The sequence below is a fragment of the uncultured Roseovarius sp. genome, assembly GCF_947259555.1.
Taxonomy (GTDB): Bacteria; Pseudomonadota; Alphaproteobacteria; order Rhodobacterales; family Rhodobacteraceae; genus Roseovarius.
The window spans coordinates 1-17,134 of the sequence record NZ_CAMYMD010000101.1; the positions used below are offsets into that span (position 1 = coordinate 1).

General features: G+C 62.3%; 17 protein-coding genes and 1 pseudogene. 12 read left to right on the plus strand and 6 right to left on the minus strand.

The genetic code is table 11. The annotated features are described in order from the left end of the window. Positions 1 to 420 (plus strand): annotated as a pseudogene (locus tag Q0X85_RS16970) (RlmI/RlmK family 23S rRNA methyltransferase); the annotation flags it as partial. Next, on the plus strand, positions 417 to 962 hold the full coding sequence (locus Q0X85_RS16975; RefSeq protein WP_297773963.1) for an RSP_2648 family PIN domain-containing protein: 546 nt from the start codon (positions 417 to 419) through the stop codon (positions 960 to 962). The pseudogene Q0X85_RS16970 and the gene Q0X85_RS16975, both read left to right, overlap by 4 nt. A gap of 28 nt (positions 963 to 990) precedes the next feature. Here Q0X85_RS16975 and Q0X85_RS16980 read toward each other — a convergent pair whose 3' ends face one another. The 4 genes from Q0X85_RS16980 to Q0X85_RS16995 all read right to left on the minus strand — a co-directional run bounded on the left by Q0X85_RS16980 (position 991) and on the right by Q0X85_RS16995 (position 4,845). Next, positions 991 to 2,175, minus strand: a complete 1,185-nt coding sequence (locus tag Q0X85_RS16980) for a VWA domain-containing protein (protein WP_297773964.1) — start codon at positions 2,173 to 2,175, stop codon at positions 991 to 993. A gap of 6 nt (positions 2,176 to 2,181) precedes the next feature. Further along, entirely contained in the window at positions 2,182 to 2,349 is a 168-nt protein-coding gene (locus Q0X85_RS16985) for a hypothetical protein (protein ID WP_297773965.1), read from the minus strand. A 3-nt stretch (positions 2,350 to 2,352) separates the two neighbouring features. Then, positions 2,353 to 3,726, minus strand: coding sequence for a DUF2927 domain-containing protein (locus tag Q0X85_RS16990; RefSeq protein ID WP_297773967.1), 1,374 nt, complete (start codon positions 3,724 to 3,726; stop codon positions 2,353 to 2,355). Positions 3,727 to 4,005: 279 nt separating this feature from the next. After that, entirely contained in the window at positions 4,006 to 4,845 is an 840-nt protein-coding gene (locus Q0X85_RS16995) for a MoxR family ATPase (RefSeq protein ID WP_297773969.1), read from the minus strand. Positions 4,846 to 5,036: 191 nt separating this feature from the next. On the opposite strand from Q0X85_RS16995, the gene dksA reads away from it, so the two are divergent. Beyond that, complete coding sequence (dksA, locus tag Q0X85_RS17000; RefSeq protein WP_297774089.1) at positions 5,037 to 5,459, plus strand: RNA polymerase-binding protein DksA; 423 nt, start codon at positions 5,037 to 5,039, stop codon at positions 5,457 to 5,459. Between the two features lie 92 nt (positions 5,460 to 5,551). Beyond that, positions 5,552 to 6,724, plus strand: coding sequence for an FAD-dependent monooxygenase (locus Q0X85_RS17005; protein ID WP_297773970.1), 1,173 nt, complete (start codon positions 5,552 to 5,554; stop codon positions 6,722 to 6,724). Between the two features lie 42 nt (positions 6,725 to 6,766). Here the strand turns inward: Q0X85_RS17005 and xth are convergent, their stop codons facing one another. Then, positions 6,767 to 7,549, minus strand: coding sequence for an exodeoxyribonuclease III (xth, locus tag Q0X85_RS17010; RefSeq protein WP_297773973.1), 783 nt, complete (start codon positions 7,547 to 7,549; stop codon positions 6,767 to 6,769). A 63-nt stretch (positions 7,550 to 7,612) separates the two neighbouring features. Continuing rightward, positions 7,613 to 7,936 (minus strand): iron-sulfur cluster assembly accessory protein, encoded by a 324-nt coding sequence (locus Q0X85_RS17015; RefSeq protein ID WP_297773976.1) that lies wholly within the window; start codon positions 7,934 to 7,936, stop codon positions 7,613 to 7,615. A gap of 80 nt (positions 7,937 to 8,016) precedes the next feature. Here Q0X85_RS17015 and Q0X85_RS17020 point away from each other — a divergent pair, with 80 nt between their 5' ends. The 8 genes from Q0X85_RS17020 to scpB all read left to right on the plus strand — a co-directional run bounded on the left by Q0X85_RS17020 (position 8,017) and on the right by scpB (position 16,998). Continuing rightward, on the plus strand, positions 8,017 to 9,186 hold the full coding sequence (locus Q0X85_RS17020; RefSeq protein WP_297773978.1) for a deoxyguanosinetriphosphate triphosphohydrolase: 1,170 nt from the start codon (positions 8,017 to 8,019) through the stop codon (positions 9,184 to 9,186). Between the two features lies 1 nt (position 9,187). Next, complete coding sequence (locus tag Q0X85_RS17025) at positions 9,188 to 11,005, plus strand: sodium:proton antiporter (RefSeq protein WP_297773980.1); 1,818 nt, start codon at positions 9,188 to 9,190, stop codon at positions 11,003 to 11,005. Between the two features lie 66 nt (positions 11,006 to 11,071). Beyond that, positions 11,072 to 11,713: a hypothetical protein gene (locus Q0X85_RS17030; RefSeq protein WP_297773983.1), complete on the plus strand. Its 642-nt coding sequence runs from the start codon at positions 11,072 to 11,074 to the stop codon at positions 11,711 to 11,713. Between the two features lie 52 nt (positions 11,714 to 11,765). Continuing rightward, positions 11,766 to 13,511, plus strand: coding sequence for an arginine--tRNA ligase (gene argS / locus Q0X85_RS17035; protein WP_297773986.1), 1,746 nt, complete (start codon positions 11,766 to 11,768; stop codon positions 13,509 to 13,511). A gap of 78 nt (positions 13,512 to 13,589) precedes the next feature. Beyond that, positions 13,590 to 14,549: an SPOR domain-containing protein gene (locus Q0X85_RS17040; RefSeq protein WP_297773988.1), complete on the plus strand. Its 960-nt coding sequence runs from the start codon at positions 13,590 to 13,592 to the stop codon at positions 14,547 to 14,549. Beyond that, entirely contained in the window at positions 14,546 to 15,553 is a 1,008-nt protein-coding gene (gene nagZ / locus Q0X85_RS17045; protein ID WP_297773991.1) for a beta-N-acetylhexosaminidase, read from the plus strand. Before Q0X85_RS17040 ends, nagZ begins: the two co-directional genes overlap by 4 nt. Next, positions 15,546 to 16,337 carry a ScpA family protein gene (locus tag Q0X85_RS17050; RefSeq protein ID WP_297773992.1) on the plus strand — a complete coding sequence of 264 codons (792 nt, stop codon included), beginning with the start codon at positions 15,546 to 15,548 and terminating at the stop codon, positions 16,335 to 16,337. Before nagZ ends, Q0X85_RS17050 begins: the two co-directional genes overlap by 8 nt. Before the next feature lies 1 nt (position 16,338). Beyond that, complete coding sequence (scpB, locus tag Q0X85_RS17055) at positions 16,339 to 16,998, plus strand: SMC-Scp complex subunit ScpB (RefSeq protein WP_297773994.1); 660 nt, start codon at positions 16,339 to 16,341, stop codon at positions 16,996 to 16,998. Positions 16,999 to 17,134: the final 136 nt, after the last annotated feature.

Genomic DNA, 17,134 nt, shown 5'->3' on the forward strand with positions numbered 1-17,134 from the left:
CTCGCGCTCGCTGCCGAAGGGGCTGCGCGCATGGGCGCCAGCGCGCGGTTCGAGGCCCGTCGCGGCGATGCGTTCGACGTGATGGAGGGGCTTGCCGCCGAGGGCGCGCGTTTTGATCTGGTCATCTGCGATCCGCCCGCCTTTGCTCCCTCCAAGCAAGCTATGGAAAAGGGCCTTCGCGCGTATGAGCGTGTGGCGCGGCTCGCGGCACCGCTGGTGGAGACGGGCGGCTACCTCGGTTTGTGTTCGTGCTCGCACGCGGTCGATCTGGGCAAGTTCCGCGCGGCCTGCACGCGTGGGATCGGACGGGCCGGACGGGCAGGCGCGCTGATCCACACCGGGTTTGCCGGGCCGGATCACCCGTTGCATCCCAGTCTGGCCGAATCCGGCTATCTCAAGGCGCTGTTCTACCGCCTATGAAGGTGCTTCTGGATGCCTGCGTCATCTATCCGACGGTGATGCGCGAAATGATCCTTGGCGTGGCCGAGAAAGGCGTGTTCGTCCCTATGTGGTCGGAGCGGATCATTGCCGAATGGCTGCACGCGGCAGCAAGGTTGGGCCCGGATGCACAGGCCCAGGCGGCAGGCGAGGCGGCGCTTATGGCGTCAAAATGGCCCGAGGCGACCGTGATCTATCCGCCCTCGCTCGAGGCCCGGCTCTGGTTGCCCGATCCGACCGATACCCATGTTTTGGCCGCAGCGATCGCCGGGTCCACCGACGGAATACTGACGTTTAACGCCCGTGATTTCCCGCGCAACATTCTCGCCGAAGAAGGTGTCTGGCGCGCGGATCCGGACGGGTTCCTGCATGGTATCTGGCAGGCACAGCCTGACCTGGTCGAAGAGGTGGGGCGCCAAGTCCTCGACAAGGCGCGGCGGCTCTCGACCGGCACGTGGGAGATGCGCGCCCTTCTGAAAAAGGCACGCCTGCCGCGTCTGGCCAAGGCGCTCTCTCAGGTCTGACAGCCTGACGCGGCCGTCAAAGAAATCCTCAGCGCACCAGATCGCGCATCCCGCGGTCCAGCCCCGCGAGGGTCATTGGCACCATGCGTCCCTCAAATATCTCGTGGATCATCCCGATGGATTGGGTATAGCGCCACTCGGCTTCGGGGACCGGATTGATCCAAAGATGATCGGGCCATTGGGCGCGGGCACGCTCTAGCCAGACATCGCCGGCCTCGGCGTTCCAATGCTCGTTGGCGCCGCCCGGATAGACGATTTCGTAGGGGGACATGCTGGCATCCCCAACGAAAATACATTTGTAATCAGAGCCATAGGTGCGCAGTACCTCGGAGGTGGGGGTCTGCGCGTTCCAACGCCGGGCGTTGTCGCGCCAGACCCCTTCGTAGAGGCAGTTGTGAAAATAGTAGTATTCGAGATGTTTGAATTCGGCGCGTGCCGCTGAAAACAGCTCTTCCACAACCTTGATATGCGGGTCCATCGAGCCGCCGACATCGAGAAAAAGCAGCACCTTGATCGCATTTCGGCGCTCTGGCCGGGTCTTGACGTCGAGATAGCCATGCTCTGCCGTTGCGCGGATCGTGCCATCAAGATCAAGCTCTTCGGCCGCGCCGTCACGCGCCCATTTGCGAAGCCGTTTCAGCGCCACCTTGATGTTGCGCGTGCCCAGTTCGACACTGTCGTCGAGATTGCGGAACTCGCGCTTGTCCCATACCTTGACCGCGCGGCGGTGCCGGCTTTCTTTTTGTCCAATGCGCACACCCTCGGGATTGTAGCCATAGGCGCCAAACGGTGAGGTCCCTGCAGTGCCGATCCACTTGGAGCCGCCCTGATGCCGCCCCTGCTGCTCCTTGAGCCGGTCGCGCAGTGTTTCCATCAGCTTGTCGAACCCGCCAAGCGCCTCGATCTCGGCGCGCTCTTCCGCGGAGAGGTGCTTTTCGGCGAGCTTCTCCAACCACTCCGTCGGCAGATCGACGGCGTCGAGCACGTCCTGTGCGGTGAGCGCCTCCAGCCCGGAGAAGCTGGTCGAGAATGCCTGATCGAACCGGTCGATGTGACGCTCGTCCTTCACCATCGCCGACCGCGCGAGGTAGTAAAACCCCTCGACGTCGTAGGTCACGAGACCCGCGCTCATCGCTTCCAGAAACGTGAGATACTCGCGCAGACTGACCGGCAAGCCAGCTTTTCTAAGGTTCTCGAAAAACGGCAGGAACATCGCGGATCAGAGCGAACTGCGGTGAATGATCAAGGTCAGGAACAAGCCCGCGAGGGCAAAAATAAGCGTATAAACAAAAGCATATTGCAGAATGTCTGCCAACTTGCCTTTGCGCCGCCGCGCGATCAGCGCACCGGTCAGCGCGCCCAGTATTGCCCCGATGATGACGATCATGCCTTACCCGTTCGGTCCCTTGAGCGGGCTGAGCGCGCCCACTTCGCGCAGTTTGGCGCGGACCGCCCAATCCGCACCGTAGCCGTAACGTGCCCAGCCCAGACTGTCCAGCCTGACCATGCGCGCCTCGGAGACCCGGCCCGACAGATCGAGCGCTTCGGCGCGCAGCATGAGCAGGGTCGCGAGAAGGGCTGCGTTTTCATGCCGCTCGGCGGTGCCGAGATGGGGGCGCAGGAGCATCAGCGCGTCCTCGCCGCGCCCTTGAGAGATCGCATAGGCGGCAAGCTGCGCGGCGGCATAAGCCCGATGCAGACCTGTGCCGGGATTGCGCTCGTAGAATTGCTCGGCGGCAACAAACTGATCCTGCGCGAAGTCGGGGTCGGTGGCCTGCGATATCCGCCCGAGGGCGAAATGGCTGAACGCGCGGCGGTGATCGGTCCAGCCTACCGCCTGCGCGATGCGCAGGGCGTCGATCGCCGCTGCGCGCCGCTGCACGGGGCGTGCCCCCGGACCTAGGGCCGTCTGAATGGCCTCGATCCAGGCGCGCGGCGTCGAGCCGGAGAAGCGCGGCGCGATCTGGTCGCCTGCCGGGTTGAGGCGGGACAAGATGCCCGGAAGACGAGCCTCGACTTGACGCCGGGACATTCCCGCGCGCAATTCGGGCGCGTAATAAGCGCGCAGAACCAACATGTCGAAACCGGTCAGGACTGCGTGGACATTGTCATCGTTGAACACGCTGTCGGCCAACCGGTAAAGGTCATTGAGCGGGCCGAGCGCTTGTGCGAGTTCCTCGTGCAGGCAATCGCGTACTTCTTGCGGACTGGTATCGCTGGGCACGAAGATTGCTATCTTGTCGCGACGTCGAAGTTGGCTCCAATCGGTGGCACGAGAACTGCGCGCAGCGCGATATTGCGACAGGCGCGAGATATTGGGCACGACGAAACACGCCGCTTTGGGCAGGTTCCGCCGGATGTCTTCGCGGCTCACCGCCTCGATGGTGATATTGGCCGACCCTTCGGACACGCGCGAGATGTCGATCCCGGCTTCGGTGCGCAGCCGGTGCAAGAGGCGGGTGAGGTCCGATATAAGGGTGATCGGCGGGTTGCCTGTCACCCGAACGGTGATCGGTCCCTCGAACCGCGAAAAATATTGCAGCATGCGGCCCGATTCCAGCTGGAAGCTGAGATCGAGGAAATCGCGCTGAATATCTCGATTGGACCGTTGCGGTGGCAAAGGGCGCGGTGCCGAGAAGGCTTTCATCGGGGGCATGCCCGTTTCGGTTGGCGTAGCAGCCCGCGAGGGTGGCTCGTTATAGCTGTAATTGCCGGGCACACAGGCCCCCAACATCAAGCAGATCGGCAAGATTACACGACGCATCAGACCCCCGTATCGTTTTCCGTCACCGAGAAACCCGCCGCCAACATGGCGGTGGGCCAAACACCGACGGGGGCGGGCACACAAAGGCACGATTGTCCTGAAAGAGAACCGTGCCTCGTCCGCGCCACGGCCTTTGCCGGGTCGGGGGTAGATTTGTATTTCATCCTGTTCTGGGTAAGGAGCGTTTGGGGCAAAAGTGTGGCACGTGGTCCTGAGGCTCTCGCGGGGCAGGGCGCACTCCGGTAAACTGTTTGAAAACAATGCCCTGCTCCTCGATCTTTATCTTTGACGCCGGGCCATGAAGGCCAGTCTTTCGAAAAGGTGCACGTCTTGCTCGTTTTTGAGCAACGCACCATGCAGCTTGGGGAGTGCATCCGCCCCGTCGCGGCTAAGGTCCTCGGGAGTCAGATCCTCGGCCAGAATAAGCTTGAGCCAATCCAGCACCTCGGACGTTGAAGGTTTTTTCTTGAGGCCGGGCTGTTCTCGGATCTCGAAGAACTGCGTCAGCGCCGTGCTGAGCAGCGCATCCTTGATGCCGGGATGATGAACATCGACGATGCGGCGCATGGTGTCGGCATCCGGGAAGCGGATATAGTGAAAGAAACAGCGGCGCAAAAATGCGTCGGGCAGCTCTTTTTCATTGTTCGAGGTAATGATGATCACCGGTCGGTGGCGCGCGCGCACCGTCTCGCCGGTCTCATAGACATGAAATTCCATACGGTCGAGCTCTTGCAACAAGTCGTTGGGAAACTCGATATCGGCCTTGTCGATTTCATCGATGAGCAAAACAACTTTTTCGTCAGAGGCAAATGCCTCCCAAAGCTTGCCGCGCCTGATGTAATTGGTCACGTCATGGACCCGCGCGTCACCCAATTGACTGTCGCGCAGGCGGCTCACCGCGTCATATTCATAGAGGCCCTGTTGCGCCTTTGTGGTGGATTTGATGTTCCACTCGATAAGGCGCAGGCCGAGCGCCTCCGACACCTGTCTGGCCAGCTCTGTCTTGCCTGTGCCGGGCTCTCCCTTGACCAGCAAAGGACGTTCGAGAGTCACGGCGGCATTGACGGCCACGGTCAGATCATCAGTGGCGACATAAGCCTCGGTGCCTTGGAATTTCATCTTTTTTTCAGTCCTTTCGAGCAGGGTGCCATCGCATCGCCTTGCTAAACTAGTCCGTTCGACAATTCACATCAATGTCGTGTTATTGGCTAGTGACAATCCGTGGCGCGCCGTGTAGATCACGCCTCAAGGCGCATCTACTGTCTGAGGAGTTCATTATGCCAGACACTGGCCTTGATGAGGGGATCGAGATGAAAGCAGAAGTATTTCTGCCCGAAGATTATCAACCGGCCGAGGATGAGCCGTTCATGAACGAACGGCAACTGGAATATTTCCGGCGCAAGTTGATGAATTGGCGGCTCGAATTGCTGGAAGGCAGCCGCGAAACAATCGAAGGTTTGCAGGACGGCACGCGGGCCATCCCGGACGTGGCCGACCGGGCCAGCGAGGAAACCGACCGCGCATTGGAGCTGCGGACACGTGACAGACAACGCAAGCTTGTCGCGAAAATCGACGCGGCCCTGCGCCGGATCGATGAAGGCGAATATGGCTATTGCGAGATGACTGGCGAGCCGATCAGTCTCAAGCGTCTGGATGCACGCCCGATCGCCACGATGACGCTCGAGGCGCAAGAGCGCCACGAACGGCGCGAGAAGGTCCATCGCGACGAGTGATCAACACGGCGGGGGTCTTCATACCCGCAATGGTTGTGACTTTAGACACGCCGGGGCCATAACCCCGGCGTGTTTCGTATCAAGAGACAGCGATGAACCTCGATAAACTGAGCATAGCGGTCATTGGCGCGGGGATCGGCGGGCTGGCAGCGGCCCGCGCGCTCAGCTTGCATGGCGCCGACGTCACTGTTTTCGAGCAGGCACCTGAAATAGCCGAGGTGGGCGCAGGGCTTCAGATCAGCCCGAACGGCTTTGCGGTATTGCGGGCGCTCGGGTTGGCCGATGTCCTGCGGGCGCAAGCGGTGCGGGCGCGCGCCGTCAGCCTGCGTGATTATCGAGGTGGCGAGGTGCTGCGGCTGGATCTTGGGGTTCTCGACAGTGACGACTATTATTTCATCCACCGCGCAGATCTGATCGAGGTTCTTGCGAGCGCAGCACGCGACGCAGGCGTGCGCATCAGGCTCTTGCAGAAGACATCGGAGATCGAGTGCGGCCCGCGCCCCGTCGTGCGTATGGCCAACGGCTCCAGCCTCGATGCGGATCTGATCATTGGCGCGGACGGGCTTCACTCGGTTGCCCGCCGCACGCTCAACGGAACGGCGGCGCCATTCTTCACCCGTCAGGTTGCCTGGCGTGCGACCATTCCCAACCTTTGGAACCGAGGCCCCGAAGCGCATGTGCATATGGGGCCGATGCGCCACGTCGTCAGCTATCCGTTGCGCGGGGGCAGCCTGATCAACCTTGTGGCCGTTCAAGAGCGTGCGGCCTGGACCGAAGAAAGCTGGAGCCAGCGCGATGATCCGATGGCGTTGCGTGCCGCGTTCGCTGATTTCGGCTCAGAGGTGGGGCGCATGCTTGAGGCCATAGAGGAGGTGCATCTCTGGGGGCTCTTTCGACATCCGGTTTCGCCCGTTTGGCAACGTGACGGGCTGGCAATACTGGGTGATGCGGCGCACCCGACGCTGCCCTTTATGGCGCAAGGGGCATCCATGGCGCTGGAGGATGGTTGGGTTCTCGCGGACGCGCTGAGCGGGGCAGGGACACTTGATGAGGGCCTTGCGCAGTATCAGGCGCGGCGCGAGGGGCGTGTGCGCCGGGTGGTCGAGGCGGCAAGCCGCAACGCGTGGAAATACCACCTCAGCTTTCCGCCGCTCCGATGGGCCGCGCACACGGCGTTGCGCGCTGGTGGGGTGGTCGCACCAACGCGTATGATGCGTCAGTTCGATTGGCTATACGCGCATGACGTCACTGCGGCGGCTGGCTGACCGAGCCATTGTGCGCAGGCCGCTACCTGCGGCGACTGGTGCTCATGCGTCCAGTTCGACCCAGAGAGGCACGTGATCGGATGGCTTGTCGCGGCCGCGAATTTCCTTGTCGATGCCGCAATCGGTCAGCAGATCGGAGGCTTGCGGGCTCAGCAGCACATGGTCAATGCGGATGCCGTTGTTTTTGTTCCATGCCCCGGCCTGATAGTCCCAAAAGGTGTAATGGCCCGGTCCCTGAACGCGGGCTCGAAGCGCCTCAGTGTATCCCAGATTCAGGATACGGCGAAAAGCGGCTCGACTATCGGGCAGCGCAAGCGCGTCCTCGCGCCACGCGTCGGGGCGCGCCGCGTCTTCGTCCTGCGGGATGATGTTGTAATCTCCGCCCATGACAACGGGTTCCTCGGTGGCGAGCAACTCTTCTGCGCGGGCGCGCAATCGCGCCATCCATGCGAGCTTGTAGTCGTATTTCGGTCCCGGCGCGGGGTTTCCATTCGGCAGGTAGAGGCCGCATAGCCGCACCGCCTGCCTGTCACCCACGACCGTGGCTTCGATCCAGCGGGCGTGTTCATCCGCGTCATCGCCGGGCAGGCCACGCGTGACATCTTCCAGCGGACGCTTGGACAGGATCGCCACGCCGTTGAAACTCTTTTGACCGTGTGTCTCGACGTTATAGCCGCGATCTTCAAAGATCTCTGCGGGGAAATTCGCATCGACCGACTTGATTTCCTGCAACAGAACGACATCAGGTTCAGCCTCGTCGAGCCATGCCGACAGAGCCTCGATCCGGGCCTTGATGCCGTTGATGTTGAATGTGGCGATCTTCATCACGCGCCCCCTTTATCCGTGGTGGACCCCTCTATCGCGCAGGGGGGCGGGGCTGGCAAGCGCTCACATCGCAAAGGACGTGCCACAGCCGCAAGAGCTGCTGGCATTGGGGTTTTCGATCACGAAACGCGCGCCGATGAGCTCTTCACTGAAATCGATCGTGGCACCTTCGAGAAAGGGCAGCGAGACACTGTCAACCACGACTCTTTGTCCCTCGCCTTCAAGGATCAGATCATCCTGCGCGGGCTGATCCAGACGGATATCGTATTGAAACCCCGAGCAGCCGCCGCCCTCGACGGCTACGCGCAGGGCCTGACCCTGATCGCCGGCCCCGATTTCGGCCAGACGGGCAAAGGCACGGGGGGTCACTTTGGGCGGCAATTGCATGGAAGAGCTCCGGACTGTTTTACGTTCCTGTTCAACTGCAATATATGGTCTAAGACCATCGGCGACAAGGATATCCAGCGATGACGGCCCCGTATGCCTCTGATCCCGCGGATGTGCGGGGCCGGCTTGTCTCGGAAGAGGAAAGCGCGTTTCGCTCACCTTTTCAGCGGGACCGTGACCGGATCATCCATTCCAGCGCCTTTCGCAGGCTCAAGCACAAGACGCAAGTCTTCGTGGCCCATGAGGGCGACTACTTTCGCACGCGCCTGACACATTCCATCGAAGTGGCGCAGGTGGCGCGAACGATCGCAGGTGCACTTGGGCTCAACGCCGAACTGACCGAGGCCGTGGCCCTCGCGCATGATCTGGGGCACACGCCCTTTGGCCATGCGGGTGAGGACACGCTCGACGCGCTTATGAAGCCTTATGGCGGGTTCGATCACAATGCGCAGGCCGTACGGATCGTGACCACGCTGGAACGGCATTATGCCGAGTTCGATGGTCTGAATCTAACGTGGGAGACCCTCGAAGGGCTTGCCAAGCACAATGGCCCGGTGACCGGGGCGTTGCCTTACGCGCTCGCCGAATACAATTCGCGTCACGATCTCGAATTGCACACGCATGCAAGCGCCGAGGCGCAGGTGGCGGCCCTCTCGGACGATATTGCTTACAATAACCACGATCTGCATGACGGATTGCGCGCGCGCCTTTTTACGGATGCAGAGATCGCGGAGCTTCCGATCGTGGGTGCATGTTATGCCGAGGTTGACGCGCGCTATCCGGGCCTTGACCGCAAGCGACGGCGGCATGAGGCGCTCCGCCGGGTATTCGGCGTTATGGTGAGCGACGTGATCGAGGGCTCGAACCTTGTATTGCAAGAGGCGTGCCCGGCCTCTGCGGCGGAAGTGCGCCATCTCGGTCGCCCGGTGGTCCGCTTTTCACCGGCACTGTGGTCTGAACTCAGGGAAATCCGCGCATTTCTCTATACCCGGATGTACCGCGCTCCGCAGGTTAACGAAATGCGCGCTCGCGTGCATCGCGTGGTCAGCGACCTTTTTCCCTACTATCTGAATGCGCCGCATCACCTGCCGGATGAATGGCGCAAGGATGTGGCGCAGGCCGGCGACGAGACGGCGCTGGCGCGGCTGGTTGCCGACTACATTGCGGGAATGACTGACCGTTTCGCGCTTCAGAGCCATGCGCGGCTGATGGGTGAATTGGCACAGACCGGGATGAACGAGGGGTTTTAGGATGGCGCTGGAATCTGAGGCGGGCGGGTTGGCGCCGGTGATGGTCTTTGCACTGGTCGGCGCGCTTGGCGTCGGTGCGCAATGGCTCGCGTGGCGGCTGCGCATGCCCGCAATCGTGCTGATGTTGCTGGCCGGTCTGGCCGTCGGGCCGGGCCTCGGAGTGTTCGATCCGGAGCGCGATATCGGGCCGTTGATGGGCCCCATGGTGGCCATCGCCGTGGCGATCATCCTGTTCGAGGGGGGCTTGACCCTCAATCTCGACAGCCTGCGCGGGGCGGCGACAGGGGTCTGGCGGCTGGTGCTCATCGGCGCGCCGGTGGGCTGGCTGGGCTCGACCTTGGCCCTGCATTACGCGGCGGGATTGGAATGGGCGGTGGCCGCAGTTTTCGGCGGCATCATGATCGTGACCGGCCCGACCGTCATCGCGCCACTCCTGCGGCAGGCACGTCTGGCTCGGCGACCGGCGCAGTTGCTTCAATGGGAGGCGATCGTTAACGATCCGGTGGGCGCTCTGGCCGCCGTTCTGGCTTTCGAGGTCGTGCTGGTGATGGCTGCCTCCGAGACGGCGGGCGGGGCCGCGCTCTCGATGGCGTGGGGCGTCGCGGTGGCGATAGTCCTCGGTTTCGGGGCGGGCTGGGGCCTCGTTCGGGCCTTCCGTGATGGGCATGTGCCCGAATTCATGAAAGTGCCTGTGCTTTTCGCAGTGCTGCTCGGGGTATTCGCCCTGTCCGATACGGTGTTGCATGAAAGCGGGTTGCTGACCGTGACCGTGATGGGCGTTTACATGGCCAATGCCCATCTGCCGAGCTATGCCGAACTACGCCGGTTCAAGGAACATGCGACTGTCTTGCTGGTCTCTGGTGTGTTCATTCTGCTGGCGGCGTCGATGGATCTCGACACCTTGGCGCTTCTGGATGCGCGCGCGGCATTGTTTGTGGCGGTGACGGTGCTGCTCGTGCGCCCTCTGACCGTGCTGCTGTCGCTTGTCGGCACGGGGCTGCCGATGCGCGAACGTCTGCTGGTCGCGCTGACCGGGCCGCGCGGTGTAGTGCTCGTGGCGGTGGCGGGCCTCTTTGGGGAGCGGCTTGTCGCGCTTGGCTTCGAAGATGCGGCACGCTTGACGCCTCTGGCCTTTGCGCTTGTGGCGGCAACCGTGGTTCTGCACGGGTTTTCGCTAAGGCCGCTTGGCCGGCTTTTGGGGCTCGCAGGGCAGGGGGCACCGGGCGTGATCATCGTTGGCGGCTCTCAATTTGCGGCGTCTCTCGGTAAGGCGCTGCAGAAGTATGATGTTCAAGTGCTGATCAGTGACCCGAACCGCAGCCGGTTGCGCGCCGCGCGCGAGGCCGGGCTGCCGGTCTTTTACGGAGATATTCTGTCGGAGGCTGCCGAACACGGCGTAGAGATCGTGAATTTCGGACTCGTTTTGGCCTTAAGCGACAACGACGCCTATAACACGCTAGTGGCCACAGACCTCGCTCCGGAATTCGGGCGCGAGAATGTCTATCAGCTGCGTCGCGCCAAGGAAGAGCATGCGCGCCATGCCTTGCCCGCCACACTGGGCGGTCGGCGCATCGCCGGGGATCACGGCTATCATCAGATTTCCAGCAAGATGGTCAAGGGATGGAGCGTGCGCAGCACGGGGTTAACCGAGAGCTATGGGCTAGAGGCGTGGCGCAAGGACAATTCCGAGGCCATTGTTCTGGCGGAGTTGACCGAGAGCGGCGCGCTTGCGTTCATTTCCGATCAGGCCGAGCCGAAGGGCGGAGCCGGGGCGCGGATCGTGGCACTCGCGCCGCCGCGCGAGGAAAATGGCAACTGAGCAAAACGCCGCGTTGAATGCGGAACGGTCCGGTGCTAACGGTTTTCCGCTTGGGGGACGCGTTTTATGTGTGGGGCTGCGGGTGACGTTGCCGGTAAGACTATAGTTGCCGCCGCTGCGGGATGTTCGGCTGGTCTTGTGCTTGCCGATGGTCTGGCGGGGGCGGGTGGCCGGATCGTGGCGCTTGATCGCGATGCAGGCCGCTGCCATGCGCTTGCCCGTCTCTCGCCCGAACGGATAGAGACACTGGCGGTCGATCCAATGCAGCCCGCAGGGTGCGCGCGTCTCGGACAGCTTTGGGGCAATACGCCGATTGACTTGCTGATCCACTTGCAGCCGCTTCGGGCACCTGATCGCCTCGGTGCGGTGACATCGGCCATACCGGCCCTGACGTGGGCGCTGTTGCCGGGTTTGCGGGCCGGAAGCGGGCGCGTGCTGATCGTCAACGCCGTGCCCGGCTCCGGGGCTGGCGCCGCAGAGCGCGCATGCCGTCTTGGGATCGATCATCTGGCCGAGTTCATGCAACATGAGACCGAGGGCAGGATCGCGACCAACACTCTGCGGATTGTTTCTGGAGGCGAGCCAGAACCCGACGCGCGACGCGTGCAATCTGCAATCGTGTCGGCAGCGCTATTTCTTGGGTTCGCGGCGCCCGGTTCGCGAGGCGTGCAGGGATCGACGCTGACGGTTTGCGCCGCTTGTGATTGACGCCCCGCTTGTCAGTGGTAAACCGGCCCGCAACGCAGCAAGGAAAGCTCTGATGAACCTCTTTACCGATATCCGCGATCTCGTGCTGGAAACTCTGGCGGCGATGCAGGCCGGGGACCATCTGCCCGAGGGGCTCGACATGGGCAACGTCACGGTCGAGCCGCCGCGCGATCCTGCGCATGGCGACATGGCGACCAATGCGGCCATGGTGCTGGCTAAACCCGCGGGTCTCAAACCACGCGACATTGCTGAGGATCTGGCCAAACGGCTGGCTGCTGATCCGCGTGTCGCAACCGCTGACGTGGCTGGTCCCGGCTTTATCAACCTGCGCCTCGCGCCCGGTCTGTGGCATGACATTGCACGTGCCGCGCTCACGCAGGGGGCGGATTTTGGCCGCTCCGACATGGGGCAAGGCAAACGCGTCAATGTCGAATATGTCTCGGCCAACCCGACCGGGCCTTTGCATGTGGGCCATACGCGGGGTGCGGTCTTTGGCGATGCTTTGGCAAGCCTGCTGGATTTCAACGGCTACGAGGTGACGCGCGAATATTACATCAACGATGGCGGCGCGCAGGTCGATGTGCTTGCGCGCTCGGTCTACCTGCGCTATCTGGAGGCGCACGGGCAGGAGGTGGCCTTTGCCGATGGCACCTATCCGGGCGATTACCTGATCGATGTGGGGCAGGCGCTAAAGGACGAGGTCGGCGACGCCTATGTCGGGCAGCCTGAGGAGGTCTGGCTGGAGCCGGTGCGCGACTTCTCTACCGAGGCGATGATGGACCTCATCCGGGCCGATCTCAAGTCGCTCGGGGTCGAGATGAACGTGTTCTTTTCCGAGAAATCGCTCTACGGCACCGGGCTGATCGAGGCGGCGATCGAGGATCTGCGGGGCAAGAACCTGATCTATCGCGGCGTGCTGGAGCCGCCCAAGGGCAAGATGCCCGAGGATTGGGAGCCGCGCGAGCAGACGCTGTTCAAATCGACCGAGCATGGTGACGATGTCGACCGCCCGATCATGAAATCCGACGGCGGCTGGACCTATTTCGCGCCCGACATCGCCTATCACTATGACAAGATCAGCCGGGGGTTCGATCTGCTGATCGACGTCTTCGGCGCGGATCATGGCGGCTATGTCAAGCGGATGAAAGCCGCCGTTTCGGCGCTGTCGGAGGGCCGGGTGCCGGTCGATATCAAGCTGTGTCAGCTGGTCAAGCTCTACAAGAACGGCGAGCCGTTCAAGATGTCGAAGCGCGCGGGCACGTTTGTCACCCTGCGCGACGTGGTCGATCAGGTGGGCGCCGATGTGACCCGCTTTGTCATGCTCACGCGCAAGAACGATGCGCCGCTCGATTTCGATTTCGACAAGGTGATGGAGCAATCGAAGGACAATCCGGTGTTTTACGTGCAATACGCCAATGCCCGGGTGAATTCTGTCTTGCGCAAGGCAACTGAGGCAGGGATCGCGGTGGATGATGCCACGCTGGCCGGGGTCGATCTGTCCGGGCTGACCCATGAGGCGGAACTGTCCGTCGCCAAAAAGGTCGCCGAGTGGCCCCGCCTGGTCGAGATCGCGGGCCGCACGAATGAACCGCACCGGGTGGCGTTTTACCTCTACGATCTGGCGTCTGAGTTGCATGCCTTGTGGAACCGGGGCAATGACGATCCGTCCCTGCGCTTCCTTCAGGATGGCGACCCGGACACGTCCCAGGCGAAAATTGCCCTCGCGCGGGCCGTAACCGTTGTTATTTCCGCAGGTCTTGGTATTCTTGGCGTAACTCCGGCCGAAGAGATGCGTTAAAGCACCGAATGCGCCGGGGATGAGGCAGTTTATCAAATCCCCGGCGGCCATGTATCGCCGGAGAGCAAGAGGCGGATCATGGCAGATATGCAGTATGCACAGCCCGAGGCTGGGCGTGAACGAGCGAATGTCGTCGCAAAAATCACGAATATCACCGGGGCGGCCCTGTCTCTCGCGTTGATCGCGGGTGTTGGCATTTGGGGCTACAAGATGGTCATGCGCGACGTATCCGGTGTGCCGGTGGTGCGCGCGGCCGAGGGGCCGATGCGCATTGCCCCCAGTGATCCTGGCGGACGTGCGGCGGAGCATCAGGGGCTTGCGGTCAATGCCGTGGCCGCAGATGGCACGGCATCGCCACCGGCGGATCGGCTCGTGCTTGCGCCGCCGCCTCTCGATCTCACCCTTGATGACGTGCCCGATGCCAGCCAGGCTGCAGATGCGAGGGCGCACCAACTCGAAGCCACGCCAATGGCCGAGGCCGAGGAACGCGATCCGACGGCTCAGCCCGAAGAGATACGCAAAGCGTCGGTTCTGGCACTGGCCGACCAGATCGCGGCTGGCGCGCCGGTGCTCAGCGCGCTCGACGAAGAAGACACTGTTACTGACGATGCGTCGGGCGGGGAGGCCGCGGAGGCGGCGGTCAAGGTGGTCGAAGGCGGTATTGGACGGTCCCTGCGCCCACGGCCAAGGCCGGCATCGCTGTCAAGCATGCCAGAGGCCGTGGCCACTGCCGTGGCAGCGGCGCGTTCGGTTCCCGCAGAGGAAGTGGATGCCGCATCGATCCCCCTTGGAACGCGGCTGGCACAATTGGGCGCATTTGACTCGGCCCAAGTCGCGCGGTCGGAATGGGATGAGATGTTGAACCGCTTTGGTGATTTCATCGAAGGAAAGCAACGTGTCATTCAACGCGCCGAGAGTGGGGGGCGAACCTTTTATCGCCTGCGCGCCATGGGGTTTGATGACCTTGGCGATGCGCGGCGTTTCTGCTCTGCTCTCGTTGCCGAGGGCGCGGACTGCATCCCGGTGGTCACCCGGTGACGGGCTATGGTGCGACGATCCTGGACGCTGAAGGGTTGCGACTGACGCGAGAAGAGAAAGCGTTCTTTCGAGATGCGCGTCCCTTTGGTTTCATCCTGTTCGCACGCAACATCGATGCGCCCGACCAGGTACGCGCGCTTTGCGCCGAGATGCGCGAGGCTGCGGGTCATAATGCGATGATCACCATAGATCAGGAGGGCGGTCGCGTGCAGCGCCTGCGCGCGCCGCAATGGCGCGATTGGCCCGCACCGCTGGATCAGGCGGGGCAGGCGGGCGCACGGGCGACAGACGCCATGTATCTACGCTACCGGATCATCGCATCCGAACTGCACGCGCTTGGCATTGACAGCAATTGCGCGCCGCTCGTCGATGTGGCGGGGCCGGAAACTCATGCCTTTCTGCGGAATCGCTGCTTTGGAGATGAGCCACAGACCGTTGCGCGGTTAGGCCGTGCAGTCGCGGATGGTCTTTTGGACGGGGGCGTGCTCCCGGTGATAAAGCACATTCCTGGACATGGCCGGGCAAAGGCAGACAGTCATCACGATCTGCCAGTCGTCACCGCATCGCGTGAGATGCTGAACGACGCCGATTTCGTGCCATTCAAAGAGCTCAACGATCTGCCAATGGCGATGACGGCGCATCTGGTCTATTCGACGATTGATCCCGAACCGGCCACGCTGTCGCCACCTATTTTAGAGGTTATCCGAGGCGATATTGGTTTTGATGGGCTGATCATGACGGATGACATCTCGATGAAGGCATTGCAGGGGGGGCTGGCAGATCTGTCGCGCCGCGCGCTCGACGCGGGCTGCGATGTGATCCTGCATTGCAACGGGGCGCTGTCCGAACGGCAGTCCGTGGCTGAGGCGGCAGGCGAAATGACGGAGGCGGCCCAGATTCGTGCGGAGCGGGTGCTGACATGGCGCAAACCGCCTGCGCCGGTTGACATTCCGGCCCTCTCAGCGCAGCTTGATGCGCTGATGGGCGGGCACGGGAATGGCTGAGGACGACTTCGAGGATACAGGACAGCCGATGCAGGTCGCCGAACGGATGGCTGCCGAGGCGCTGATTGTCGATGTCGACGGGTTCGAGGGGCCGCTCGATCTCTTGCTGACCCTGAGCCGCACGCAAAAGGTCGATCTGCGAAAGATTTCAGTCCTGCAACTGGCGCGGCAATATCTGGCATTTGTCGAACGTGCCAAGACGCTGCGGCTGGAATTGGCCGCCGATTACCTTGTCATGGCCGCGTGGCTCGCCTTTCTGAAATCCCGCCTGCTGTTGCCGCCCGATCCGGCAGAGGAGGGCCCCTCGGGCGAGGAGATGGCAGCGCATCTGGCGTTTCAGCTGGAGCGGCTGCAGGCCATGCGCGACTGCGCGGCACGGCTGATGGGGCGCGACCGGCTTGGACGTGATTTTTTTGCGCGGGGCATCCCGGAGGACGTGATGCGCTTGCGCAAGGTGCAGTATACGGCATCTCTTCTCGATCTCATGCAGGGTTATGCCCGGCTGCGCACACGCGATGAATTTCGCCCTTTCGTCATGGATCGCGATGCAATTTTTACGATGGAAGAGGCGCTTGAGCGACTGAGGGGGTTGATTGGCTTTGCCGGGACTTGGACGGATATATCGAGCTATTTGCCCGATGGATTTACGAGCGATCCCGCCCGGCGCAGATCGGCCACGGCATCCACATTCGCGGCCTCGCTGGAGCTGGTGAAGGAGGGCCGGGTCGAGATCCGTCAATCCGAGACATTTGCGCCGATAGAGCTGCGCAGAAAGGATGAATAGAGTGTCGGAACAGCCTGACTCTAAAGAAGAAAGTCTGTTCGAAGCGCCGCCTATCGCGGAGCAGGAACGCATGCTCGAAGCAATGCTGTTCGCCAGTGTCGAACCTCTGACGACACGCGACATGGCCGAGCGTATGCCGCATGGTTGCGACCCGGCCGAAGCCCTGGTGCACCTGCGCAAGAGATATGAGGGCCGCGGCGTCAGGCTGGTGCACGTTGGCGACGCCTGGGCGATGCGTACCGCGCCGGATCTGGGCTATCTGATGAGCCGTGAGACAGTGGAGACCCGCAAACTGAGCCGCGCCGCGATCGAGACGCTCGCTATCATTGCCTATCATCAACCTGTCACTCGTGCCGAGATCGAGGAGATCAGGGGTGTGTCGGTGAGCCGGGGCACGGTGGATCAGCTTCTTGAAATGGAATGGATCCGTTTTGGCCGACGCAAGATGACCCCGGGCCGTCCAGTGACATTTGTCGTGACACAGGAATTCCTCGATCACTTCGGACTTGAGAGCGCGCGCGATCTCCCGGGGCTCAAGGAACTGCGCGCGGCGGGCTTGCTTGAAAATCGCCCCCCTCCCGGCACGATGCCGAAAATCGGCGAGAGTGATGCGGACGAGGGCGAGGAAGCGCCAGGCCAGAACGAGCTTTTCGAGGATTGACCCCGGACCGCGTACGGACGCGCCAGACATCGGACGCCTCCGGCGGGAGTATTTTGGGAACGGTGAGCATGAAACTGCGAGAAATTCATCACTCTGCCCTGAAATCCGCATGTTTTGATGTTATCTAATGTGCACA